Genomic DNA, 25,292 nt, shown 5'->3' on the forward strand with positions numbered 1-25,292 from the left:
ATCATAATTGCTCGCTTTCATAGATACTAAGAGTAGAGGATTGTAGGCAGCGTTAAATCGCAAAATCGTAGACTGACCAAATCGAGTAAGCGCGAATTGATTGGTGTACTAGCTAGGCTATTGTTGTGACTTGTGGTTTATCAACTCGAGCGCATCTAAATTATTGGACATATATGGTGAACTATAGGGAAATATTAGGAAAGTAGAAAAAACAGTTTTATATAAAACTGTTGTTGAAACAAGTATCAATAAGTTTGTTGTTAACTATTCTGCTTCGTGTCAATAAACTGATTTATTTTATGTCTGCTGTACTGAGCTTTGCAATTACTGTCAGCTTTGCGGCTTGTGCTCAGAGTGAACGACCTCAACCTATGATGGAAGGTTCCCGGTAACGAATCTGGTTCTGCAGCTCTAGCCTCGGTAGAATTGCCTGAAAATTTAAGGGTATTCATCACCGGGATTCGGTGCACAGAGGGTGTTGGATGGCATACTAGTTCGATATGGCTTGGGGAGGAAACTCCAAGAACTGAGGGGCGGGGCCGCCAATGTGATCCCAGGTTGCTTTGGAGCCAACGAAAATGTGCATCTCAATCTGGACCCCTGGATCCCCATCGATGCTTCCGAGGGTCACTCCATGCACCTTGCCGTTGGCCGTACCACACAGCGTGGTCCCACAGGTCCGACAGAAGCACAACCCCCATCCGGGCATTGTTTCATAGAAGGTGAGATTCTCATCACCGCTGAGCCAGAAGAATGAACCTGGTGCAACTTCAGCGTAAGCAGATCCTGCCCCACTAAATGCCTTTCTACAGCGAGAGCAGTGGCAGCTGCGCCCTGGCCCCAGTGGTGCATCAATTCGGTACCGAATCCGTCCACAGAAGCAACATAAATTCTGGAGACTACTCAGCCGCTCAGCAGCGCTTCTACAAATTCGTAACTAGAGAAGGGTCGCAGATCTTCGATCCCTTCACCCGCGCCAATAAACCGGATCGGCAGACCGAGCTGCTGCACCACGGCTAAGGCAATTCCGCCCTTGGCGGTTCCATCCAGTTTAGTCAGAACCACCCCGCTCAGCTTCGCCACTTCAGAGAACACTTCGGCTTGACGCAGACCATTCTGTCCCAGGGTTGCATCCAGCACCAGCAGCGATTCCACATTGGCGTCGGGAGCCTTTTTGTCGATAATCCGGCGAATTTTGCTCAGCTCTTCCATCAGGTTTTTCTTGTTCTGCAACCGTCCGGCAGTATCCACCAACAGCAGTTCAGTATCACGTGACTCGGCTGCCGCAATTGCATCAAACACGACAGCGGCAGGGTCGGTATTCTTGCCGGGATTGGCAATCACTTCTACTTGGCTGCGCTCACCCCAGACTTTCACCTGCTGTACAGCGGCGGCTCGGAAGGTGTCGGCAGCGGCAATCAAACAGCGATAGCCGGATTTTTGAGCAATGTGGGCCAGTTTGCCAATCGTGGTGGTTTTGCCTGCGCCATTCACGCCAGTAATCAACCAGATATTCAGCTTGTCTTTCTCCGGCACAAAGGAAAGGCTGTGGGAATCACCCAGCGGTTTGTCTAGCATGTCCCGCAGCAGGCTCTTCAGGTAGGAGATCGCTTCCTGGGGCGGCAGGGCTTCTTCTTTCAGTTTGTTTTGCAGCGATTCGATGATGTAATCGGTGGCTTCAACTCCCACATCCGCCTGCAATAGCAGCGCCTCGATCTCCATTACCGCATCTTGGTTCAGCGGACCCTGGCCCACAATCGAGCGCAATTGGTTGACCAGACCGCGACGGGTTTTGTCGAGTCCTTGCCGCAACCGTTTCAGCCAGGTAATTTCTTCAATTGAGACCTGATCCGGACGGCGTCCTTGGGCTGCCAACACCTCAGCGGACCAAACAAAGGCTTCGTCTAAAACGAAGTCAGGAATGGTTTCCGTTGGTTCCACCGGAGCAGCGGGTGCCTGGGTAGATTGGGCAGCTTGCTCGGCTTCGGCTTCCTGCTCGGCTTCGGCTTTCAGACGCTCCAAACGGGCTAAGCGCTCGGTTTCGGCCTGCATCCAAAACGGCAGTGCTGCGGGTGCCGCAGTCGGTTCTGGACTCGCTTCCGGGCTAGGAGTTTCTGGGGTCTCCGGTTCTGTCTCCAGCTCGGCTGGTTCAGCTGCTGATTCAGTCAGAGGCGCTTCAGCCACTGACTCTGGAGCACCCTCATCTGCTGCAGGTTCAGTTTCCTCTTGTTGCCGCTTGCGGATATTCGCGTAGGCAGCCTTGGCCCAGCTCAAATAGTCTTCGTTGACGGCAGCTTCCTCAGCAGCGGATTGTGTCCCTGATTCAGCAGCTTGCGTCGCTGACTCGGTTGTTGCCTCTTGCTGCGCTGCCTCGTCCTCAGCGGCTGGCTTGTCATCATATTGACGATTGAACCAATTGAAAGAACCCATACCACCTGCCTGCGTTTTTACCCTAATTATTGCCCTAATTATTGTCCTACTGTTGGCCTATCCTTGGCCTGGCCTTAGCCTCAATTATGCAATCCAACCTTCTGGTCAAACGGCTGCAAAGCACAGCCCTAACCGATTTCACCCTCTGCAACCCAGTTCTCCCGATCACGGACGCAATACTCCAATAGCACCATAATACATACAAGCACCAGCACCCGCTAAATACACCAACCAGGTGAGGAAAAACCCAATCGCGCGTCCCGGTGAGGGGCCATAGGTTTTAATCACTCCCCAGGCATGAGCCACACGACCCACAGTCAGCGCGCTGCCCAACAGCCATAACAGCCCTGTTCCTGCCTGCATCAATTCCAGCGTCAACAAGAACAGCAACGCTAGCGGCACATATTCGATGAAATTACCGAAGGCCCGCACTTTGCGCTGCAACAGGCCATCATCCGTGGTTTTAGCCGCGACTGATTTTTGCGTATAGCGTTCAACAAACGCGGCCCATTTACCTGGGTTCTCTAGATAATCAGGTTGGTTTGATACATCGGCTTGCGACTCTCCATGCCAAACTCTCGTGCTGGTTCGCTCCATCACCACCATGTAAGACAAAGCAAACGCGATCAATCCATTCAGTCCAATAAACAGGGTTGCAATCGGAACCGGATTGTTCATCGACATTTGCTCCAAACCAATTCGCCTTTGATTATGGCTTTAACTCGAAGTGGAAACGGCCAGATTTTGCTGATCGTTCGTTCAACCATTTGCTTCAAGTCATTTAAGCCAGCGATGATCCTGACCGAAGGTGTTCATTTCGCTGTTCACGGTTCGATTCGTTCTGATTGTTTTCTTCGTCCTGCGAGTTGTTCGACTCAGCTTGGCCGTTGATTTGTTCACTGACGCGCCGCAAGACTCCATTCAGGAACCGATAGCCTTCTTCTCCGCTGTAGCGTTTCGCTAGCTCAACGGCTTCGTTAATCGCCACCTGTTCCGGCACACCCAGCAGCCACATTTCCGTTACCGCCAGTCGCAGAATATCCTGATCAATCCGAGCCAGCCGGTGCAGTTGCCAATCGACCATTGATTGATTTAATAACCGATCAATTTCTTCCCGATGGGCTTGGGTTTGGGTCAGTAACTCCATCGTGTAGGCCCGCACTTCTTTTTGATTGGCGAGCTGAATGAATTCTGGTAGTTCCAGGGCGGCCCCAACGCGGTTAATTGCGGTTTGGGTCAAATCAATGGCATCGTTGACCATCGCTCTGGCGCTGTTGATGCTGCCGGCTCGCGTCTCGCTATTCAGCAACCGATCGCTGCTACGACTCAACTCGGCTGAAGCGGCTTCTAGGGTGTCTTGCACTTCGGTAGTCAGGGTCCGCACCGCCGCTAAAATTACATCCTGGAGCGGTTGGGCTTGCAGCTTGTCGGGCTTGGCAGGAAGCTGACCGATGCTGAGCAAAGCTAATTCGCGGGCAATTCGACGGGCTTGCATGATGTTGAGTTGGCTAGGTTCAGAGCGACTGGGCTATTGTAGCAAGGTTTGAGGGGGAGTGGGGGTAGAGGAGTGGGGAGTGGGGGGTGGGGAGTAGGGAGTTAGGATCTGCGGGGAACGGTGATGCGGGCGAGGCGGAAGACGCCAGCGTCGGCAATGGTGTCGTATTGGTCGGGGGTAATGCCGGCATCTTCGAATTTGACAGGGCGGCCAATTAGCAGCAGGGAGCGGACTTTGGAGCGGGGGCGAGATAGGCGACGGGTGAGTTTTTTGAGCTGGTCGGGGACATCGCTGAGGGCGGCGATGAAGGTAATCGGGCGTTGGGTGTAAAACACGAGGCTGGGTTTGCGCAGGCCAATCATTAGGATGGGTTCTTCGGGCTGTTGAACCTGCACAATTGTGGTGGCGAGCTGGCGCAGGGGAAGCTGGCGTTGGGCATCCACAATTGTCATGGCGGGCAGCAGGGTGATCAGCAGGAAGGCTAGAAAGCCAATTAATTGAACGCTCCAAATCCAGCGGCTCTGGCGGCGGAGCAGCAGCCCCAGTTCAACGAAGGCCACCGCTAGCCAAATCAAACTTCCCCAGAGCGTAATTCGAGATTGGCGCACGAGTTCTGCAAGCTGGGGCATTTCTGGCTCATTGCCCATCCAGTTGGGGCTGTAGAACACCACTGCCGCCAGCAGCAAAATCAGGCCCAAATTGGCGATGTGACTGATCCAAACGCCTCGACTGAGTGACTGCTTTGACCGAGGGCCAGGGGGCCGAGTCATTTGATCGCTCCAGAACAACCCCACCAAAATGGCGGCGGCGGGCAATAGCGGAATCGTGTAGCTGGGCAGCTTGGTCACAGCAATCGTGAAAAAGCCGAAGATGACGGCAAACCAGAGCAGGGCAAATAGCCCTAGATGGGTCGAGCGGGGCTGCTGTCGCCAGCGCTGGAGCTGCCAGATCCGCAAACGGGCAATCGCAATCGGCAGGTAAGCAGACCAGGGCAAAAACGCCAGCGGCACCACGGCAAAATAAAACCAGACGGGAGCCGAGTGGTTATTGACTACGCGGGTAAACCGCTCGACATTGTGATAGCCAAAGAACGATTCGATGTAGTCTGCTCCGTTGGCCCAAATCACCAGCCCATACCAGGGCAGGGCAATCGCCAAAAACACTAAACTGCCTCGCACCAACCGCATTTCCCCCAACACGGACCGCCAGGTGCCCGTGTAGAGCAGAAAGGCAAGAATCACTAATCCGGGCAGTACGATGCCGACCGGCCCCTTGGCCAGCACGGCCAAAGCACTCAGGATATAGAAGGCCAGATACCAGCGGTTTTGGGCCTGGGGCTGGTTGGGCTGAGCATAGCCCCAAAAAAACGCCAGTAGCGCACTGCCGATGCAGCCGTTCAGCAGCATATCGGAGACGCCAATTCTGGCCCAGGCGATAGTTTGAACATTCAGAACGACCAGAGCAGCCCCAATCCAGGCGGAGAGCCAGAGAGCTGTGGGTCGGGAAGGCTCTGTGACATCGGCTGATGCAGATGATGCAGATTGCTGAATCGCGGGCCGAGGCAAGCCAAACCGACGCAGTGTCACCAGGGTGAAAATCGCTAAACCCGTCGCAGCAAAGGCCGAAGCAAAGCGGGCTGCCCATTCGTTGACGCCTACCACCTGATAGGCAATTGCCGTCAGCCAATAGATCAGGGGCGGTTTATCGAACCGGGTCGCTTCGTTGAAGTAGGGGGTGATCCAGTCGCCGGTCACGGTCATCTGCCGAGCCGCTTCCGCAAACAATGGTTCCGTCTCATCGAGCAATCCGGTGCTGCCCAGGCGAAGCCAAACGGAAATTCCCGCCAGCAGTGCCAGCCACAGGGCCGACAGCAGCCACAAACGGTGAGGGTACTTTTCCCAGCGCGACACGAGCGGCAGCAAAACAGGTTGCGAGAAGCGAGATTTCCAGTTCATGCGGTCGTTTGGTTGATCAGACTCAGACCTTACTTTACCTGGAAACCTGTCGAAAAAATGGCGTTGAGGTGGTGATTGGTTTTTGGCCGCTGGTGCTGCGGTTTAGCTGGTTGGAAGCTGCGCAAGAGCCGTCAAGCCGCTAATAGCTAAACAAAATCACGGCTGTAGAATTAAAGACCATTCCTTCTCAGCTGCACTCCAATTTGGAGCAGGTGTTCGACCGACAACATAGGGACCCCAATAGCGCCGGGAACCATCTTGCGCAAACGCCACCAGCACATCTCCGGCTTTTAACCGCAGGCTGCCCTCAGGTAAGGACAAAATCAAGCCTTTGGCTTCTCCTTCTTCCGGGGCAAAGTCCCAATGCACGGGCTGCTCGTAGGTCACCTGTTCGGGCGGAACATCGGCTGCTGTGGCTTGATGCAGCAGGGCAATCCGGACCGGAAAGGTCGTGCGATTGCTGACTCGCAATCCGCCTTCACTGGGCGCAGCTGGCGCTGGGGCTATCACGGATGGAGAGGGGCTGGGAATAGGAGTTTCGGCTTTGGGTGTGGGTGAAGGTGAAGCTGTCGGGGAAGGCTGCGGCGCAGGTGGAACCGGACTGGGCGACCTTTCTCTCAACGGCACCAAGTCTGCTGGAGGCACATCGCTTGCCACCTGGATCTCTAGTCGCGACATCAGGAGCGCCACCAAACTTAAGCCCAGAATGGCAATGACAGCAGGATAGATTTTTAGCTTCAGATCGTCCGTCAAAACACCCTATTCCCTTTCGCTGTCCTCATCTACTACTCTAGACAGTGATTGGCGCGTTTGGGATGCATTTCCCGCCAGTTTTAGACAAGATTTTGGGGATCGCTAGGGATCGGAGGGCTGCCATGCAAAACACCCGCTTTAGTACCTTACTTGACCGTTTATCAGGGCGATTAGTCACGTTTTTGCGCAACCCCTGGCGACGCACCTCGGTCCTGATCATCAGCTTGTTGAGCGGCAATTTTATGGCCACTACCATCTCAACCGTAGCGGGACAGCGAGCCAATCTGGATGTGATTGTGTCGTTGCTGCTGGTGTTTTTGAGCGAAGTGATTAGCTGGATCGTCTACCGCAGCGATCGGGGGCGGCCCAGTGAGCAACAGCGGACGCTTCTGTTAGAAGCTATCAACGGGTTCAAGATCGGCGTCACCTATGGGCTGTTTGTAGAAGCGTTTAAGCTGGGCAGCTAGGGTCTAGAAAAATTCAGAATTCAGAACAATTCAGAACAATGAGCGCTCACCGCATTCACTTCGGCCCGCTAGCAGCCGTTTTGCCAAAGCTGACCCTCGGCGCTGGAGTTCCCCTGACATCGCAGGACCGTTTCCATCTCCGGGCCAGCCTCCTGGACTCATGGCAAGCGGCAGCATTTACGATTACTAACGACACGGTAGAAGCCGCACTAGAGCAGCGAATCGAGGATTGGCGACTCGTGTATCCGGCGGTGGCGCAGTTTTGTCAGCAGTTGGGATGGCCGCAGTGCCCCTTAGAGGTGCTGTGGCTGCTGTGGTTGCCGCTAGCCGAACAGATAATCCAGTGGCGCAGGTCGCTCTCTCGTCCGCTGGTGCAGGGCATTTTGGGTGTACAGGGAACTGGCAAAACCACGCTCACCCGAATTTTGGCCGTGATTTTGGGCCAACTGGGATGGCAGGTCTGCGGCCTTTCGATCGACGACCTCTATAAAACCTACGCCGAACGTCAACAGTTGCAGCAGGCTGATCCGCGCTTTCGCTGGCGGGGTCCACCGGGTACGCATGATCTAGAGTTGGGGATGAAGGTACTCAGTCAACTGCGGCAAGCTCAATTCCCGGTGGCTCTGCCCCGTTTCGATAAGTCAGCCTACAGTGGGGCAGGCGAGCGCACCGCACCAGAACTAGTGACTGCCGCTGATGTGGTGCTATTTGAAGGCTGGTTTGTCGGCGTGCGTCCGATTGACCCACAGCAACTGACAACCGCCCCTGCCCCCATCACCACCGAAGCCGACCGCGCCTTTGCTCGTGAGGTGAACTCTCGTCTCCAGGATTACTTACCGCTATGGCAGCAGTTGGATCAGTTGATTGTGCTCTATCCAGCCGATTATCGCTTCAGTCAACAATGGCGACAGCAGGCCGAGCAGCAAATGCAAGCCAGCGGCAAAACCGGCATGAGCGCCACCGAAATCAACCAATTTGTCACCTACTTCTGGCGTTCCCTGCACCCCGACTTATTTATCCGCCCCCTGCTTCAGGATCCCGACTGGGTCGATCTAGTGATCGAACTCGACCGCGAGCATCGGCCTACAGCCATCTATCAGCCCGCCTCTCTACTTTGAAAAAGTCATTTTAATAAAGTCCCCTCCACCCCTCACCCCTCACCCCTCACTCCTCACCCCTCACCCCTCACCCCCTCACCCCCTCACCCTCCCAACGACTGCATTAACCGACTGGCCCGTTCCCGAATCAGATCCCAATCCTGGTTGCGCAAGGCTTGTTGGGGAAATAGCTGACCCGCTAAACCAACGGCTACAGCTCCGGCGTCAATAAAACTCCTGGCATTGTTGAGCGTTACGCCTCCGGTAGGAATCAGGGGAATCTCTCCCAGCGGTCCTTGCAAATGGCGAATATAGTCAGCCCCGCCTACGGCCTGAATCGGAAACACCTTGACACAGCTCGCTCCCGCCTGCCATGCCGTCAAAATTTCGGTGGGCGTCAGGGCACCTGGAATAATCGGCACTTGCTGCTGTACGGCTTGTTGAATCAAATCTAGGCGCGTGTGGGGCGTGAACAAAAAATCGGCTCCGGCAGCGATGGCCGCCTGTAGCTGATCGAGGTCTAGCAGCGTCCCTGCCCCGATCCAGCAGTCGGGCAACTCGGCGTGCAGCGCATAAAGCAGCTTCACAGGTTCAGCACTATTCCAGGTAACTTCAATCAGCTTCATGCCGCCAGCCGCCACTGCCTTTGCCATCGCAATCCCGATTGCGAGATCTGCCGCCCGAATCACTGCAATCGCCTTCTGAGACTGCACCAGCGGCAACCAAAACTGAACCATGACCACACCCTTGCATCGAGAACAGCGAATCTGATCTTGCCACCGCCAAACTAATTCGACACCCAGTCTGGGCCAAATCTCTATCGGAATCGCTGAAACCCTTAACCTAACAGTCTTGACTGCGTTGTGAACGTTTCCACAGTTTCCACAATGTTTGAGAAATCGCTTGAGAAATCGCTGTAAAGTAGTGGCTGACTAAAAGTCGAAACACCCCTTCACTTGATAGTTTAACGGTTAAACAATTGACCCAATTTCTACAAGACCAAGATCCTGACAACACCTGGGACGAGGCAATTAATATCTACGCCACTAGCCTCAAGGAGGCACAGGCAGAGGCTGAAGCAATCGCACACTCTAGAACTCAGGAAGGTACAATAGTGGCGTGCATTGGGTGTGTCAAGATGACAAAGGGCAGCGCCAAGAGACTAGCACGATACTCCTGCACCTTAAGGATTGAAGCGAGGCAAAATGAGTCCGTCACAAACCCAAACCTTTAATCCGCTGAGAACCGAACCGGGAGAGTTCAGGGTTGCTTTGCTGGTTTCAGAACTGGGAGACAAAGCCCTAGAAATACTAAAGCTGGCAGAGTCATTAGGCTTTGCAAACCCCAAGTTTGTCACCTATACCCGCCTATCTGGTGTAGTCGAGGTATGGGCCATTCTCTTACAGCAGTTTCACCGCTATGATGCTGATCCATCTCTGGTTGTGGATGTTTGGGATGAGCAACTAGAGCAACTGTGGCAAGCCTGTGAACCAGCCGCTCACACTAAACTGCTCATCGCGTCTAACCTGCAAGATTGCAAAACGACCTAGTCTCAGTAGATCGAAAATGAATCGTTTGAGTCCTTGATCTATCTTGATCTATAAAGTTCAATTATTGTTCAACCGCATTTTCTCCTAGCAAAGCTGAAAGAACTACATCAGGACTTACGCATGCGCCCCCTAAGTCTCCCAATTCGGGAAGACTTCCAATTTGTTTCCCCCAGATTCGGGGGGGCTAAGGGGGCAGAAATTGCTGAACTGCGTAATTCCTGTACATTTCCGCCAATTGAATCACCGCAATTGCCTTCTGAAACTACACCAAAACTGAACCATGACCGAACCATAATCACACCCTTGCATCGAGAACAGCGAATCTGATCTTGCCACCGCCAAACTAATTCGATACCAATCTAATTAGATACGCGTTAAATTAGATGAATATCGAATTAACACTGGCAATTATGTCTACCGTCTCCTCTCCACCCGATTTTTCGACCCTGCTGCAATTCTTCAAGGCGTTAGCCAACGAAAGCCGCCTGAAGCTAGTGGGAATTTTGGCCCAGCGCGAATGTAGCGTTGAGGAGCTAGCCGCCCTGCTGCACCTAAAGGAACCGACGGTGTCTCACCATTTGACCAAGCTGAAAGAACTCAATCTCGTGCAGATGCGGCCCGATGGCAACACCCATTTCTACCAACTCGATTCAGAGGCGCTGCTGGCGTTGAACAAAGCGATTTTGACCCAGGATCAAATGGCGTCGCTCGTGAATGGGGTTGAGGCGGAGGTATGGGATGAAAAAGTGTTGAAGAGCTACCTAGAAGCCGGTCGGCTGAAGGAAATTCCGGCCAGTCGCCGCAAGCGCTTGGTGATTCTAAAGTGGCTGGTGCGTCAGTTTGACGAGGGCATCACTTATCCAGAAAAAGCGGTGAATCAGCTTATCCAGCAATATCATCCCGATAGTGCCACTCTGCGCCGAGAGTTGATTGGCTATCGCATGATGCAGCGCGACAAAGGCATTTACTGGCGCTTGCCTGAAACTGAATGGCAGGAAACCGCTTAACCAGCAACATCTCACCTGCGAATGAGTTGTACAATGGTCGGTTGTATTTTTTGCATAAGAGCCTTGATAGAACGCTATACCCTGCCCGAAATGGGCGAACTGTGGACCGAACACTATAAGCTCAAAACCTGGCTGCAAGTCGAGATCGCGGTTTGCGAGGCCCAGGCAGAACTAGGCTACATTCCCCAAGCGGCGGTGGATACGATCAAGGCCAAGGCAAACTTTGACCCGCAGCGGGTGCTAGAGATCGAAAAAGAAGTCAAGCATGATGTGATCGCCTTCCTGACCAATCTGAACGAGTATGTTGGGGATGTGGGGCGCTACATTCACCTGGGCATGACCAGTTCCGACATGCTAGATACGGCGTTGGCGCTGCAATTGGTTGCCAGTTTAGATGTGATTTTGGGCCAGATCGAGCATTTGGTACAGGCGATTCGCTATCAGGCTCAGCAGCATCGCGATACGGTGATGATCGGTCGCTCTCACGGGATTCACGCCGAACCGATTACGTTTGGCTTTAAGTTGGCCGGTTGGCTGGCGGAAGTGCTGCGGCATCGGGAGCGGCTCTGTATGCTGCACCAGCGGATCGCTGTGGGCAAAATCTCTGGCGCAGTGGGTACCTATGCCAATATAGACCCGCAAATCGAGGCGTTGGCTTGTCAGAAACTGGGCCTAGAGCCGGATACCGCTTCGACGCAGGTAATCTCTCGCGATCGCCATGCGGAATTCATCCAGGCGTTAGCGTTACTGGCTGCCTCGATTGAGCGATTTGCTGTCGAAATTCGCAACCTCCAGCGCACTGATGTCTTGGAAGTGGAAGAGTTTTTCTCGAAAGGGCAGAAAGGCTCGTCGGCGATGCCCCACAAACGCAACCCAATTCGGTCGGAACGGCTGACTGGCTTGGCCCGGATTATTCGCGGCTATGCCATGTCGGCCTTAGAAAACGTCGCCCTCTGGCACGAACGCGATATTTCCCATAGCTCGGTTGAGCGGATGATGTTTCCCGACTGCTGCACCCTAATTCATTTCATGCTGGTGGAAACGACCGATTTGGTGAAAAATCTGCTGGTCTATCCAGAGAATATGCAGCGGAATATGAACGTCTATGGCGGAGTGGTGTTCAGTCAACGGGTGCTGCTGAAGCTGGTCGAGAAAGGACTGACTCGTGAAGAAGCCTATGCTGTGGTGCAGTCCTGTGCTCACCAAGCCTGGAATCAGCCCGACGGAGATTTTCACGGCTTGATTGCCCAAGATCCGAAAGTTACTGCTGTGCTATCACCGGCAGAAATCGAAGAATGCTTTGATTCGCAGCAGCACCTGAAGAATTTGAATGTGGTTTATCAGCGGCTGAATATTTAGGCTGAATATTTAGTGGATGGGAGTAGCTAGCTTCTGCACGTCGCGCAGCGTTGCCGTAGGCAGTAGCAGTAGGGTGGATGGGCTTCGCCGTGAGCTTCAGCCGGATGTCTGAACGATGAATGGGTGATGTGCCTGTATCGGAATTAATTCTGATACAGACAAACGTTCGACCTGCTGTATGGAGGATGGCTGTGCTCTACATAACCATCTCAGTCACATGAATCAGCATTTCGACAAGCCAACCATAGACTTACGCCAATCGGAAACGTGAAACTATAAGCTGGGTAAGGTTTTCTGATTTTTGTAAAAATTTGTTTCTTTTTAATAAGATTTGTTATAGTTTGTAACGAAGAGTTATGACATGTGCCCGATGGCTCCAGGTTTCTGGTTTGGCCCTCCGGGTTGACTCTTGTCGATTGCCAATTTGTTTACTGAATCTGACGAGGTAGATCAGTCCTATGCCATTCACGATTGAATCAGCTCGTGGTATTTTTCCTGGCACCCTTGCTGCGGATGCCGTTCCTGCTACAGTCGCCAGATTTAACCAGCTCAGTGCTGAAGATCAGCTTGCTTTAATTTGGTTTGCCTACACCGAAATGGGCAAAACTATCACGATTGCCGCTCCCGGAGCCGCCAGCATGGTGCTCGCTGAGGGCCTGTTGAACCAAATTCGTCAATTGTCTGCACTGGAGCAGACCCAGGTGATGTGTGACCTTGCAAACCGGGCTGATACGCCGATGTGCCGTACCTACGGTACATTCAGCCCCAACATCAAGCTGGGCTTCTGGTATCAGTTGGGGCAGTGGATGGAGCAGGGCATTGTTGCCCCCATTCCCGAAGGATATAAGCTTTCTGCTAACGCTTCTGCCGTTCTGCAAACCATTCGTGAGTTAGATGCCGGTCAGCAGATCACGGTTTTGCGCAATGCCGTAGTTGATATGGGCTATGACCCCAGCAAGTTGGCAGGCTACACTCCCGTAGCAGAACCCGTTGTGCCGCCTAAGTCAGTCGCGCAGCGCACCCAAGTCAGCATTGAAGGGGTGGATAACCCGACCGTGTTGGGCTATATCAACAATATGAACGCCAATGACTTCGATGCGGTCATCAACCTGTTCACCGAAGACGGAGCGCTCCAGCCGCCATTCCAGCGTCCGATTGTGGGGAAAGAGAATGTGCTGCGCTATTTGCGAGAAGAGTGCCAAAACCTGAAACTAATGCCAGAGCGGGGAGTGGCTGAGCCGGCAGAAGATGGGTTTACTCAGGTGAAGGTGACGGGTAAGGTGCAAACGCCTTGGTTTGGTGCCAAAGTGGGCATGAACATTGCGTGGCGCTTCCTGCTCGATCCTCAAGGCAAGATTTTCTTTGTTGCCATTGATTTGTTGGCATCGCCCAAGGAACTCTTGAATTTAATTCGCTAATCAGATATTTGTTAGTAGAGCACTCGGCTAGATGTTGAGTTAGTTTCATCGCCTGATCTTTAGTACTAGGGGTCAGGCGATTCTTACTATCGACTCAACGCTAACCGTCAGCTTTTGATTTACCAGAAATTCGCTGTAGTCAGCGATGGTGTCCATCCCGGCAGAACTGAGGATCATCTCAGCGATTACCCAAAGAACGGCTTCAATCCAGATATTACGACGGCGGCGGCTCATAGCAGTGACTCCCAAATCGGCTGTTCTGGAATTACTGTAAAAAATTCCGCCCAGTTCCACAGCCTGAAAAGGTCAGGCGATGGGTCACAAAAAGTCAGATGTTCTAGCTCAGCGCATTCATCGCAGCAATCGTAGTCCGCTCAGCGTTACCAGTACGGTTGAACCTTCGTGCCCAATCACGCCCAGTGGCAGGGAGATCTGACCGGTGAAGTTAGCCAGCAACAGCAGCGCAATAAAGCTCAAGGCAAAGACAATATTTTGCTTAATCACACGCTGAGACCGTCGCCCTAACTGAATTGCCGTCGCCAGTTTCTCTAACCGATCGGTCATCAGCACAATGTCTGCCGTTTCCATCGCAATATCGCTTCCAGCGGCCCCAATCGCCACTCCAACCGATGCCTGAGCCAGAGCAGGAGCATCATTGATGCCGTCCCCAATCATAGCAACCGCACCATAACGCTGCTGTAGTCGTTTGATTTGCTTAACTTTATCCTCGGGCAGTAAGTTAGCATAGACCTGATCAATTCCAACAGCCTGAGCAAGCTGATTTGCAGTACGTTCGTTGTCTCCGGTCAACAGAATGACTTGCTTGATGCCCAGTTGTTTCAGTTCGCGAATGGTCCTCTGAGCTTCGGGGCGAACCGTATCGGCAACGGCCATTAGCCCTAGAAGTGCCGTGTCAGCCGCTACCCAAATCACGGTTCTACCCTCTGATTCCCACTGTTGGGCCTGTTGTCCGAGGATAGGGGCGTCGGCGTTGGCAGAGTTTACCTGAGGCAAAACAAACTCGGCTTTTCCGACCCACACCGGTTTACCTTCAAACAGACCGCTGATCCCTTTGCCGATCTGGGCCTGTACCTGGCTGGCCTCTGACCAACCAACCGACTGCTGCCGGGCCAGCCCTACAATTGCCGCTCCAATCGGATGCTCAGAACGGCTCTCAAGGGCAGCAGCTACCTGCAACAGTTCAGCTGAGCTAAACCCCGGAGCGGTAATCAGGTCTACGACTTGCAGAGTGCCGGTGGTGAGGGTGCCGGTTTTGTCGAAAGCGATGGCCTGCACCTGACCCAAGGTTTCGAGCTGAGCACCACTTTTGAACAAAATGCCCTGCTTGGCTCCATTGGCAATTCCTGACAGCAGCGTCGGCATGATTGCCGCCATTAGAGCACAGGGAGAGGCCACCACCAGAAAAATCAAGGCGCGGTAGATCGTCGTTTCCCAATTCCACTGCCACAGCAGGGGCGGCAACGTCGCTAACAGCACACCCACCACCACAATTACCCGAGCATAGCCCCGCTCGAAGCGTTCGATAAACTGCTGGGAAGGCGGTGTCTCGGTTTGGGCGGCTTCCACCATGCGGATGACCCGCTGCAACAAACTGCTTTCTGGCGGCTGGTCGAGTTCTACCACTAGGGCACCGGTTCCATTCAAAGTTCCACCATAGACCGGATCACCCAGAGATTTCTCGACTGGAATCGATTCGCCGGTAATCGCGGCCTGATTCACCGTACTTTCTCCTTCCACTACACGCCCATCGGTGGGAATCAGCTCACCGGGCTTGACGAGAAAACGGTCGCCCAACGTCAGGGCAGAGATGGGAACTGTTTTTTCTTGCCCCTGCTCGATCTGACGAGCTGTTTCGGGTGTGAGCGTCATCAAGCCGCGAATACTGTGCTCGGTTCGCTGCATGGCATAGCTTTCTAGTGCCCCGCTAATGCAGAAAATCAAGATCAGCACTGCCCCATCGATAATTAGGTGGTACTCTTGTCGCCAAAGCCCCAGCCCTGCCGCACCCAGCGCCGCCACAATCATCAGCAGATCAACATCGAGTTCTTTTTCCTCAACTAGGGTGGTCAATCCTTCGCGGGCGCTATCGTAGCCCCCTACTCCATAGGCCACGGCCAAGCTCAGCAGCGCCAACCCGATCCAGTTCCAATGCAGCAACAGCCCGCCCAACAGAATCAGCAGACTACAGGCAATCGCCGCCAAGGCTTCGGGATGCTGAGACAACGCCCTGAAAAACCGGGGTAGTTTGGCCGCAGAGAGATTCGAGAAAAAAACCGCCATTGATTTAACTTGTAAGCTAACTTGCTAGATACACCAACCATTGGCAGCTTAAACCTTAACATCAGTGTCAATGTCAAGCGGTGAAGAATGTCAAGCGGTAAAGTGGGACGGAGTGTCAAGTAAACGGAGAGATAAGTAAACGGAGAGGCAAGTAAGTAGATCAACATCCTTAATTTGACGATCCGTAATGCCAGTGTTTCGCTGGTGCGGGCATCTTACCTATACTGCATCTACCGTTTAATCTGATTGACCTACCTAGATGGGAATAAGTAGGAAACAGGTGAAAATAAATGTCCCTTGTGGCAGAGGAAAAGTCGAGGTACATCTTTGTAAAATCTAGCGGTAGTGACAAATACTGTTTGCTGAATGCAGATTGCTGAATGCAGATTGCTGAATGCAGATTGCTGAACGCAAATTGCTAGACATGGCTTGACACAGCTTGCCAGATACAAACTTCTGGAAGGTTGGTCTTTCATGCGATGTGTAACTTTATTTGTCTAGTGGTAAAACCGCAACTACACAAACAATATCCGCATAAACAATGTCTGCGAAGGCAGACTTAAGCTAACCTTTTAATTTGCCATGCTGGGTGACACACTGCATAATTTCTATTCACCCGATATGAGCTGGAGTAGTAGCTCAGCGGTAGCGAGTCAAATCATCGCAGCGTTAATTGTTGGATTACTAATTGCCTATGGCGTTCAGTTGATGCTGACCAACCTAGGCGTTGCTATTGGTCTGAGTCTCTATCGATTTGGCAATACGGGATTGAGCAGCAAATCGAAATCGCCACTAGAGACACCGCGATTAATTCCCAGTATGGCTACCCTAACCGGTCTGGGAATCTTACTTACCATCGATGGCGTGTTATTTGTCGCCTGTTTTTTGGCGGTGCGCTTTGCTCAGGTGCACGACTGGTTTGCAGGTGTGGTTGTGGGAATGGTGATTTGGGCCGCCTATTTTGCAATTTTGCTGTGGCTGAGCACGGCTGCGATCTCCACATTAGTCAGCCAGCTTCTAGGATTTACCGTAACGGGTGTGAGGGGCTTGCTAAATCTAGTGCGGTATGGCTTGGGTTGGAATCAGATCAGCCTAGACCGAAAAACAATAGCGGCACTGCGGCAACAGGTGCAGGTAGTAGTGGATACGAGCGAACTACAGCAAACGCTAGAGAATTATTTAGCCAAGTTGCCCCTGCTGAGTTTGGAGACGATGCGGCAAGATTTGAAAACCTGGCTTGAACAGTCCCCTGAACTGCGGGGTTCTGGTTCGGCTCAACCCTTTGATGCAGCGATGACAAAGCAGCGAATAAAGCAGCGCGCTCAGGTCAGTGATGCAGCCTTGCAACAAGCAGTGAATGTTTTGCAAGAGGTTTGGCAGGAAGTCATTGCGCAAAAGGCTGAACAATCTACTCCAGGTGAGCAAAATGAGTCTGAGAGTGAATTAGAGGATGGGAAGCTTGAACGTAATGAAGAACTGCAAGATCAAGCAAAAGGGAAAGATTTTGTAACGCAGAACACTGACCAAACCCGTCCACTTTCCAGTCAAGTTGAAACACTTAGTGAATCACCAAATCAGCTAATCAGTGAATTATATAGTCAATTAGAGTCCTATCTTCGTTATACTAATCTGAAAAAGTTGACGCCTAAGCGAATTGAACGCAAGCTGAAAAAGCTGTTGACCATAGCGAAAACCCAACTGGCGTCGTTTGAGCTGCCTGCCTTTGACTCAACTAGCCTTGCTGCTATACTGAGTCGCCGTAAGGGTCTGAGTAAAAAGCAGCGGCAGCAGATTTTGCAGAGTATCGAACGAATTTGGACACGAACGGCAGTTGTTGCTAATGTCATGGATGTTATGACAAATCAACCCCCTTCTGCCGAATCCATCTCAGAACCCGATCCGGAAAACTCTTCAACGCTTCCTCCCGATGCCTTGATCGAGAAGCTGGCTGCTTATCTGGAGTCAACGCTGGACCTCCCCAACGCAACCGATCAGCTCAAGCAAAATTTGATTCATTGGTTGGCTCAGTTTCAGTCTGAGCAGTTGGTCAAGGATCTATGGCATACCCTGCGCCAGCCCATGAGCGAGAAAACGCTAACGGCTGGATTAGAGCAGTGGCGGCAATCCTTAACCCAACTATGGCAGGAGCAACTCAGACGAGGTGAAGCCGTGCTGCTAGAAGGACTACCATTATCATCCCTGCCTTCATCTACGCAAACTGTCCTCCAGTCCCAAATTGGCTGGGTAAAGCAACAGACGCAGCATTATCTTGAAACGGTACAACAAACCATGCAATCGCAGCTGCAGCAGTGGCAACAGCAGGTTGAGCACCGTCTGGAATTGGCACGAAAAATGGCGCTTGTGGCAGCTTGGTGGCTGTTTTTGATCACCCTAACTGCAGCACTCAGCTCAGCCGCCGCCGGAGGATTGGCAGCCGTAGGCTAAAAACTTAGCCAAAAAGTCACGGTAGTGAACGAATTGCTCGTATTTCTGCAGCATTATTTAGATTTTTGAGTCAATTTTTGCAGAATACTCACCGATGTGCTGTAACTTATTTCTCATCGGTCTTTTTCATAAGCTACAGCTTTACATGGATTACTAGCTTTACATAGATTCAGTAGATCGCAAACCAACAATGATTGGCCGTCTCCCTTATGAAGCTACCGTGTACACAGATCTCGATCGCGGCTCAATGCAAGGGTTTGATCCCCCTAAATCCCCCTTGATAAGGGGGACTTCAATCCCTGATTGGTATGGGCTGCGCCAGGCTTCGCCTACGGTTCCCCCCTTTGGGTAAGGGGGGTTAGGGGGGATCTTCGACTGGTGTGGACACCGTAGCCTTATGAAGGGGGATTGGGGGGGAGCCAACCCAAGTCTAGTGATCCAAATGAATTCAGCTTTGATCTACTGAGATTGCTAGAGGTTAACTCCTTGAGCAACTGGTAACGCCAAAAAATTCTTTTAATCGGAGTACAAAATCTAATGGTGAAATCTGCTTCTGTTCAGCAGGCCTATGATGGATCCAACGTCTACTTTCAGTTACTGCGGGCCTGCGGTTGGGGAGAACTGCTCAACCTTGGTTACAGTAGGCCGTGGGACTGGTTTATTTATCCCTTTCGGGCTGATATTGCGCAAGAACGGCTGGTGCAACGATCGATTAAACTTCTGCATCTAGAAGCTAATCAGCAGGTTTTGGATGTAGCTTGCGGAAAGGGTAAAAGCTCCTTTTTGCTAGCAATGCAATATCCAACGGCAATGATTACAGGACTGGATATGCTAGCAGGCCATGTTGAGGTTGCCAAGCTGCAATATGGCAACACCCGCAATTTGCAATATCAAGTCGGTTGTGCTGAAGCTCTACCTTTCGCGGATCAGTCCTTTGAGCGAATTCATTGCCTAGAGGCGGCTTTTCATTTTGATCGGTTGCAGTTTCTTCAGGAAGCTAATCGCGTGCTCAAGCCAGGTGGCCGCATCGTAATTGTAGATTTTATGTGGAACGATGCCAGTTCCAGGCAATTGTTAGAAACACCAGATGGCAAGGTAGTTCAATCCATTTGGCAGTTCGACGACCTATGGACAGTTGCAGAATATTTAGAAGCTGCGACAAAACTAGGATTTCACCAAACCGAACTGATCGATTGGACGAAGCCAGTAGCCCAAATGAGCTACAAGCGAATGCAAAATCTTGTCCAAGCTAGTTTGAATCCTGCTCAACTCGAAAAATTTTGCCAATTTCACCCGCCCCTGCGCCATTTCTCGGCGGACGACTGGGCAATTCTTCGTCACTACAGCGATGCTCATACTTCCTTGCAGCAAGTTTCCCGCTATGTGGCGCTTGTGCTTGAGAAATAGTGCAGCTGACTTGGAGGTACAACCAGTCCATAGATTCAACAGATTCAACCCAATTTTTGGATTGCAACTCCTGCGTGCACTGCCATGCCAACTGCGGGGAACTCTAAAGCTGGACTGCCAGCACGGCACCCAGTTAGATTGACACCCCCTTTAGCCTCACGTTTGGCAAACCGCTAGCGCAGAGAGACGGTGATGAAGACAATTTTGGTGATTGAAGATGATCCTTTTATTCGCGAATCGATTGGCGACGTGCTGGAACTGGAAGGCTATCAGGTTGTGACGGCTGCTAATGGCGCTATTGGTGTCGCACTGGCTTTCCAGCATCTGCCTGATCTAATTCTCTGCGATGTATCCATGCCCGAAATGGATGGCTTTGAAGTGCTGGAATCGCTGCAACAACATCCCGAAACCAACACGATCCCGTTTGTGTTCCTGACGGCTCGCACCACCAAGGCCGATCAGCGTCAGGGCATGAACTTGGGAGCCGATGACTACTTGGCAAAGCCTTGTACTGTCCCTGAACTACTCAACACGATCAGCCGCCGATTCGAGAAGCGGGCTGTTGTGCAAGCCAAGTCCGAAAAACAGCTGGAAAACGTGCGGCTCAACATTGCTCAATCTCTGCCCCATGAGCTGTATACACCACTGAACGGAATCCTGGGATTTTCTGAGCTGCTGCGCGACTACGATAGCCTCGATCAGGCTGAAATTCAGGAAGTCGGTGAGGCGATTCACACCTCAGCACTGCGACTCCATCATCTGCTAAAAAATTTTGTGCTCTACAGTAAACTGGAACTCATTGCCCATCATCCAGAACAGGCACAATTCTTGCAAATTCCAAAGGTGCAGTCTGCCGCGGCGATCATTCAAGCCACCGCTCAACAGGTTGCTCAGCAAACAGGCCGCCTACTCGACCTCCAGCTGCAAACCCATAGCGATCCAGGCATTGGCGAGGTGCCTATCGGTGAACCATATCTGCAAAAAATTGTGGAGGAATTGGTAGATAACGCCTTTAAGTTTTCCGCTGCCCAGACGCCTGTAGTTGTGGAAATCACCCAGAAGGCCAATGAGTTTGTGCTGCGGGTGACAAACCAAGGGCGGGGCATGACGCCAGAACAAATTGCCAACATCGGGGCCTATGTTCAGTTCAACCGGAAGCACTACGAACAGCAAGGACTGGGGCTAGGAGTCATTATCAGCAAGCGTATCACCGAACTCTGTGGCGGCAGTTTCCACATCTACAGTATTCCGAACCAAACTATTACAGTTCAGGTCCGGTTTAGGGGTGATTTGCTTGCGAGGCCGTTGACGGATCCGATGCGAGAGTGGGCACGGGTGCAGGATTGGCAAGTAAGTTAGCAATTGCGGCCACCAGCATTTCCGGCTCTACAGGTTTCGCAATATGGAGCTGAAACCCTGATGCCAAAACCTGCTGATGATTGTATTCACCGGCATAGGCCGTCAATGCAATCGCCGGCACCTGTCCACCCAGTTCTGGGACCAGCGTGCGAATTTGCCGCAGCAGCCGATAGCCATCCACATTGGGCAACCCAATATCGCTAATCAACACATGCGGCTGAAACCGAGGCAGTTTGGCCAAGGCTTCTCCAGCCGAGCCAGCCAGCACCACCTGTGCTCCGGCCATTTGCAGCACCACCTCCACATACTCCCGCATATCCGCATCATCATCTACAACCAGAATTCGCACCTGGTTTAGTCGCTGAGCCACTGCCGTAGAAGGAATAGGCTGCCTTACTGTCGAAGCCCGCCGAGTCGATTGCAACAGCGGCAACCAGACGCGAAACGTGGCTCCCTGCCCTTCCCCTTGGCTCTCAGCCTGAATTGTGCCGCCATGCAGCTCCACCAAATGCCGCACAATCGTCAATCCCAGCCCCAAACCACCAAACTGGCGCGTAATCGTACTATCCGCCTGTCGAAAATAATCAAAGATATAGGGCAAAAACACCGGATCAATCCCTTTCCCCGTATCGATGACGGCGATTTGAGCATAGCAGGAGGGCGAGACCGTAGCAGGAGAAGAAGCCAAGGCTGAAGAGACGGCTTCCCTATCTCCCTCATCTCCCCCACCCTTCCCGACCTGCTCCAGCCGCACCTCAACCTCCCCACCACTGGGGGTAAACTTGACGGCATTGGAGATCAAATTCCAGATGATTTGTTGCAAGCGAACGGCGTCGCCAGCGACACAAAGCGCCGTTGTTGCTTCGCTCAAAAAGCGGAGGTGAATCGATTTGCTCTCTGCTGCTAACCGCACCGACTCCAGTGCGGCTTCGATCACTGTCCTCAGATCCACAACAGAGATATTCAGCCGCAGCTTGCCCTGCAAAATGTGGGATATGTCCAGTAGGTCTTCAATTAGCTGCACTTGCAGTCTGGCATTGCGCTCGATGGCTTCTAGAGCGCGGTTGGTCATCTGAGCATCAAACTGACGCGACCGCAGCATTTTAGTCCATCCGAGGATGGGGTTGAGTGGCGACCGCAGTTCATGGGACAGCACGGCCAGAAACTCATCTTTGACTCGATTAGCCGCTTCAGCCGTTTCACGGGCTAACCGTTCTGCCTCGTAGAGCTGGGCGCGCTCTAAGGCTTGGGCACACTGGCGAGCCAGCGTCATCATGAAATCCCGGTCGCCTTCATCAAACTCCTGCGGTTGGGCAAAGCTCCAGCCGAGCGATCCCATCACCTGACCATTGATGACCAGCGGCAGCGACACCAGCGATTGACTGCCAGAGGCCATAAATTGCTCAATTAGGTCTGGATAGTGCTGACGGTATTCTTCTAGAGAACGAACCAGCACCATCTGCCCAGTTCGGATCGAGTCGGTAGCTGGTGTTGCCTGACTCAACCGCACCGAGCGGTAGGTTTCCATTTCCGCTGGCGAACAGCCGATCGTTTTAATAATTTCAATCGTTTCGGGATCAGCGCTACGCTGAGCTACCCAGCCCCGCACTGCCTTCAGGGCGATCAACCCCTGGTGTAAAAGAATATCGACAATTTCAGCGGTTGTCAGGGCACCAGCCAAAGATGCCATCAACTGCTGCAATAGCGAAATTCGCCATGTGCTCAAATCGGCTAATTCGCGATTCCCCTGGTTCAGCTTTTGGTGGGGGGATCGGGTTAGATCGGCGATGCCCTGCTCAAGTTCCACAACATGCTGGCGCAAAATGGCTAATTCGCTTAGCAGTTGCTCTCTGGTTTTATGGGCATCTGCTGCTAAATCATGTTTAGACACCATAAAACGGTATCTCCATCCATTTCTTATGTTGGTCTTACGTTGAATACGTTGAATAATTCACGGTCTCTAAAAACGGTTTCAAAATCAGGCTTATGGTCGATTTCAGCAAACAAAACGAACCGCTGATTGACTTGCTAACTAGCTAAACCCGCCAGAAACAAGCATTGCCAAATCAACGATCACACGGTTCAGACCGTTTCTATCCTAATTGGCCTCACCTAGCTTGACATTCATCGGAAGAAAGATTTGAGCTAAATTTGCAATTTTGTCAGTCAAGCGTCGCGACTGAGGGTTGGGGAGCGATTTATACCAATTCTTAGTTTTAAGTTTTGAGTTTTAAGTTTTGGTGGCGGAGCCTGCGCATAGCGCGTAGTTTTGTAGCTTGCTTCTGTAAAGCAGTATGACGGAAGCTGCATACCGCAACCCATCGAATGCTGTAATCTGTAGCCCGATTAAAGGGAAATGGTATTACGACGTGCTGCAAACGCTTTCAGGGATGCTGAATTTAGCTTGCTGCTTGATTTTCCTGCCCCTCCTATCCTGCGGGAAGGCGATGTCTATCAAACCTATCAAAGGGGGAGAATCGATCTCAAACGCTCAAATTTCCTCGGCTAGGAAGTGGAAATAGGAAGTGGAAAACCCAGTTACAGCGTAGGAAAAAACAACTGCCGATAGCCGGAAATTAACGCCTGACCGAAAAAGGCAGCCAGTACCGCACCCAGGGCTAAAAATGGCCCAAACGGCATCGGTTGGCGACGGCTAATCAGTCCCAGCGCCATCGCTGCTCCGCCCACAAATGCTCCTACCGCACAAGCCAAAAATCCGGCCAGCAGCAGCAGCTTCCAGCCCAACCAGGCTCCCATCATTGCTGCTAATTTGGCATCACCGCCGCCCATCGCCGGTTGTCCCAAGGCTACAGAGCCAATCAGCGTAATTAGATCCAGCAGCCAGATGCCGACCACCGCCCCTAAAATGCCCGTCATCAACTGACTGGCGACTCCAGCCCAGCTAGCGCTCGTCCACCAGCCGCTGATCGCTTGAAACAGTAATCCAACAATCAACCCCGATTGGGTGAGGGAATTGGGGAGGATCATCGTATCCAGGTCAATCAGGGCCAGCGCCAACAACCAGCTAAAAAAGGCCCAGTATCCTAGCGTTGGCAATGATAGATCAAACGCCCAAACCACCAGCACAAACAGGATGCCCGTGGCAGCTTCCACCAGCGGATAACGGATTGAAATCCGAGTTTTGCAAAACCGACAGCGCCCCTTTAGCCACAACCAACCCAGCACCGGTACATTATCGTAAGCCTTTAGCCGCCTGAGGCAATGGGGACAGCGAGACGGCGGCCACAGAATCGACAGTCCTGCAGGAACGCGGTAGATCACCACATTCAGAAAGCTACCCACCGCAGTACCGAGTAAAAAGACCAGCAGCCCAACAACGGCAGAAACCATCAATTCCATAGCAACTACTCTGACTGATTCGTTTTGAGTATGACCGATTTCTGGTCTGTGCTATCGGTTGGTTGTGATTTCCCCTCACTGAAGCGTGAGAAACTTCTCCAGCGCCTGCACCATTGCCGGAGACCAGCGCCGCGTATGGGCTACCCAATCCAGATCTTTGTAGCGCCTATCCAATCCCACGGCAGCCACCCAGTTGCTTTCAGCTTCACCCCGGTCACCCCGCACCCAGAGTGCCGCCGATAGGGCCGCCCGCATATCTGCAAATTGAGGATACTTGCGCACCAGGTTTTTCATCTGCCGAATCGCCTCGTCGGTCTGACCCGTTTGGTAGAGGGCTAGGGCGTAGTTGGCGCGGGCAAAGGCAAAATCGGGCACCAGTTCTGCCGCGTGCTGGTAGTCGGCTAGCGCTTTGTCCCATTCGCCTAGTCCGGCTTCGGCATTGCCCCGGTTGTTGTAGGCGGCAGCATCGTTGGGATCCAGTTCTAAAACGTGATTGTAATCAGCAATGGCATCCTGCCAGCGTTCCATGCCCTCTAGGGCGGCTCCCCGGTTCAGGTAAGGATCAGGTGCATCAGGAGCCAGCTCGATCGCCCGCTCATAGTCGGCAATCGCCGCTTCTAGCTTGTTCTGACTGACTCGCGCATTGCCCCGATTGCTCCAGATCGCCGCCTCGTTGGGAAGCTGATCGAGCAATTGAGTCCAGTAGGTTTCAGCCGTCGCGAAATCGGCCCGATTGGTGGCATCAAAGGCTTTTAGCCGCAGATTGGCAATTGTTTCTGGCGATTCTGGCGCTGGTGTGTCGGCATAGCAGGGCAGCACCGGACCTGCTCCGACCCAAACCGTCACCGTAAGCGCCAATAAAAGTAGCAACGCAATAAACTTCCTCATG

22 protein-coding genes are annotated in these 25,292 nt (G+C 52.5%); 10 read left to right on the plus strand and 12 right to left on the minus strand.

Annotated elements, in window-relative coordinates:
- Positions 1 to 490 precede the first annotated feature (490 nt).
- The 5 genes from HJG54_RS22680 to HJG54_RS22700 all read right to left on the minus strand — a co-directional run bounded on the left by HJG54_RS22680 (position 491) and on the right by HJG54_RS22700 (position 5,880).
- A complete protein-coding gene (locus HJG54_RS22680; RefSeq protein WP_316435657.1) occupies positions 491 to 931 on the minus strand; it encodes a GFA family protein in 441 nt (146 codons plus the stop codon).
- Complete coding sequence (ftsY, locus tag HJG54_RS22685; RefSeq protein WP_316431524.1) at positions 904 to 2,430, minus strand: signal recognition particle-docking protein FtsY; 1,527 nt, start codon at positions 2,428 to 2,430, stop codon at positions 904 to 906. Before ftsY ends, HJG54_RS22680 begins: the two co-directional genes overlap by 28 nt.
- A 165-nt stretch (positions 2,431 to 2,595) precedes the next feature.
- Positions 2,596 to 3,108 (minus strand): MAPEG family protein, encoded by a 513-nt coding sequence (locus HJG54_RS22690; protein WP_316431525.1) that lies wholly within the window; start codon positions 3,106 to 3,108, stop codon positions 2,596 to 2,598.
- A 103-nt stretch (positions 3,109 to 3,211) separates the two neighbouring features.
- Complete coding sequence (gene nusB, locus HJG54_RS22695) at positions 3,212 to 3,925, minus strand: transcription antitermination factor NusB (RefSeq protein ID WP_316431526.1); 714 nt, start codon at positions 3,923 to 3,925, stop codon at positions 3,212 to 3,214.
- A 101-nt stretch (positions 3,926 to 4,026) separates the two neighbouring features.
- The gene (locus tag HJG54_RS22700) at positions 4,027 to 5,880 is read right to left on the minus strand and encodes an ArnT family glycosyltransferase (RefSeq protein ID WP_316431527.1); all 1,854 of its coding nucleotides are present in this window, start codon (positions 5,878 to 5,880) and stop codon (positions 4,027 to 4,029) included.
- Between the two features lie 8 nt (positions 5,881 to 5,888).
- Here HJG54_RS22700 and HJG54_RS22705 point away from each other — a divergent pair, with 8 nt between their 5' ends.
- Positions 5,889 to 6,023: a hypothetical protein gene (locus tag HJG54_RS22705; RefSeq protein ID WP_316431528.1), complete on the plus strand. Its 135-nt coding sequence runs from the start codon at positions 5,889 to 5,891 to the stop codon at positions 6,021 to 6,023.
- Positions 6,024 to 6,036: 13 nt separating this feature from the next.
- Here HJG54_RS22705 and HJG54_RS22710 read toward each other — a convergent pair whose 3' ends face one another.
- Positions 6,037 to 6,633 carry a hypothetical protein gene (locus HJG54_RS22710; protein ID WP_316431529.1) on the minus strand — a complete coding sequence of 199 codons (597 nt, stop codon included), beginning with the start codon at positions 6,631 to 6,633 and terminating at the stop codon, positions 6,037 to 6,039.
- 122 nt (positions 6,634 to 6,755) lie between these two features.
- Here HJG54_RS22710 and HJG54_RS22715 point away from each other — a divergent pair, with 122 nt between their 5' ends.
- Positions 6,756 to 7,100, plus strand: coding sequence for a DUF565 domain-containing protein (locus HJG54_RS22715; RefSeq protein WP_316431530.1), 345 nt, complete (start codon positions 6,756 to 6,758; stop codon positions 7,098 to 7,100).
- A 38-nt stretch (positions 7,101 to 7,138) separates the two neighbouring features.
- On the plus strand, positions 7,139 to 8,218 hold the full coding sequence (locus HJG54_RS22720; protein ID WP_316431531.1) for a glycerate kinase: 1,080 nt from the start codon (positions 7,139 to 7,141) through the stop codon (positions 8,216 to 8,218).
- Positions 8,219 to 8,301: 83 nt separating this feature from the next.
- Here the strand turns inward: HJG54_RS22720 and HJG54_RS22725 are convergent, their stop codons facing one another.
- Complete coding sequence (locus HJG54_RS22725; RefSeq protein ID WP_316431532.1) at positions 8,302 to 8,934, minus strand: bifunctional 4-hydroxy-2-oxoglutarate aldolase/2-dehydro-3-deoxy-phosphogluconate aldolase; 633 nt, start codon at positions 8,932 to 8,934, stop codon at positions 8,302 to 8,304.
- Between the two features lie 468 nt (positions 8,935 to 9,402).
- Between HJG54_RS22725 and HJG54_RS22730 the strand changes: the two genes are divergently transcribed.
- From HJG54_RS22730 to HJG54_RS22745, 4 genes are all read left to right on the plus strand, one after another.
- Positions 9,403 to 9,747, plus strand: a complete 345-nt coding sequence (locus HJG54_RS22730; RefSeq protein ID WP_316431533.1) for a hypothetical protein — start codon at positions 9,403 to 9,405, stop codon at positions 9,745 to 9,747.
- A 383-nt stretch (positions 9,748 to 10,130) separates the two neighbouring features.
- On the plus strand, positions 10,131 to 10,754 hold the full coding sequence (locus tag HJG54_RS22735) for a metalloregulator ArsR/SmtB family transcription factor (RefSeq protein ID WP_316431534.1): 624 nt from the start codon (positions 10,131 to 10,133) through the stop codon (positions 10,752 to 10,754).
- 63 nt (positions 10,755 to 10,817) lie between these two features.
- Positions 10,818 to 12,113: an adenylosuccinate lyase gene (purB, locus tag HJG54_RS22740; protein ID WP_316431535.1), complete on the plus strand. Its 1,296-nt coding sequence runs from the start codon at positions 10,818 to 10,820 to the stop codon at positions 12,111 to 12,113.
- A gap of 458 nt (positions 12,114 to 12,571) precedes the next feature.
- Positions 12,572 to 13,531, plus strand: coding sequence for an orange carotenoid-binding protein (locus tag HJG54_RS22745; protein ID WP_316431536.1), 960 nt, complete (start codon positions 12,572 to 12,574; stop codon positions 13,529 to 13,531).
- Positions 13,532 to 13,603: 72 nt separating this feature from the next.
- Here HJG54_RS22745 and HJG54_RS22750 read toward each other — a convergent pair whose 3' ends face one another.
- Both HJG54_RS22750 and HJG54_RS22755 read right to left on the minus strand, forming a co-directional pair.
- Positions 13,604 to 13,765, minus strand: coding sequence for a hypothetical protein (locus HJG54_RS22750; RefSeq protein WP_316431537.1), 162 nt, complete (start codon positions 13,763 to 13,765; stop codon positions 13,604 to 13,606).
- Positions 13,766 to 13,882: 117 nt separating this feature from the next.
- On the minus strand, positions 13,883 to 15,832 hold the full coding sequence (locus HJG54_RS22755) for a heavy metal translocating P-type ATPase (protein WP_316431538.1): 1,950 nt from the start codon (positions 15,830 to 15,832) through the stop codon (positions 13,883 to 13,885).
- 582 nt (positions 15,833 to 16,414) lie between these two features.
- On the opposite strand from HJG54_RS22755, the gene HJG54_RS22760 reads away from it, so the two are divergent.
- The 3 genes from HJG54_RS22760 to HJG54_RS22770 all read left to right on the plus strand — a co-directional run bounded on the left by HJG54_RS22760 (position 16,415) and on the right by HJG54_RS22770 (position 21,043).
- Entirely contained in the window at positions 16,415 to 18,277 is a 1,863-nt protein-coding gene (locus tag HJG54_RS22760; protein ID WP_316431539.1) for a hypothetical protein, read from the plus strand.
- Between the two features lie 537 nt (positions 18,278 to 18,814).
- A complete protein-coding gene (locus tag HJG54_RS22765; protein WP_316431540.1) occupies positions 18,815 to 19,684 on the plus strand; it encodes a class I SAM-dependent methyltransferase in 870 nt (289 codons plus the stop codon).
- A 192-nt stretch (positions 19,685 to 19,876) separates the two neighbouring features.
- Positions 19,877 to 21,043: a hybrid sensor histidine kinase/response regulator gene (locus HJG54_RS22770; RefSeq protein WP_316431541.1), complete on the plus strand. Its 1,167-nt coding sequence runs from the start codon at positions 19,877 to 19,879 to the stop codon at positions 21,041 to 21,043.
- Here HJG54_RS22770 and HJG54_RS22775 read toward each other — a convergent pair.
- From HJG54_RS22775 to HJG54_RS22785, 3 genes are all read right to left on the minus strand, one after another.
- Positions 20,964 to 22,937 (minus strand): ATP-binding protein, encoded by a 1,974-nt coding sequence (locus HJG54_RS22775; protein ID WP_316431542.1) that lies wholly within the window; start codon positions 22,935 to 22,937, stop codon positions 20,964 to 20,966. The two genes, HJG54_RS22770 and HJG54_RS22775, sit on opposite strands and share 80 nt — an antisense overlap.
- A 644-nt stretch (positions 22,938 to 23,581) precedes the next feature.
- On the minus strand, positions 23,582 to 24,403 hold the full coding sequence (locus HJG54_RS22780; protein ID WP_316431543.1) for a prepilin peptidase: 822 nt from the start codon (positions 24,401 to 24,403) through the stop codon (positions 23,582 to 23,584).
- Between the two features lie 75 nt (positions 24,404 to 24,478).
- Positions 24,479 to 25,291, minus strand: coding sequence for a tetratricopeptide repeat protein (locus HJG54_RS22785; protein WP_316431544.1), 813 nt, complete (start codon positions 25,289 to 25,291; stop codon positions 24,479 to 24,481).
- Position 25,292 lies beyond the last annotated feature (1 nt).

The organism is Leptolyngbya sp. NK1-12, assembly GCF_032598965.1.
Lineage (GTDB): Bacteria > Cyanobacteriota > Cyanobacteriia > Elainellales > Elainellaceae > Elainella.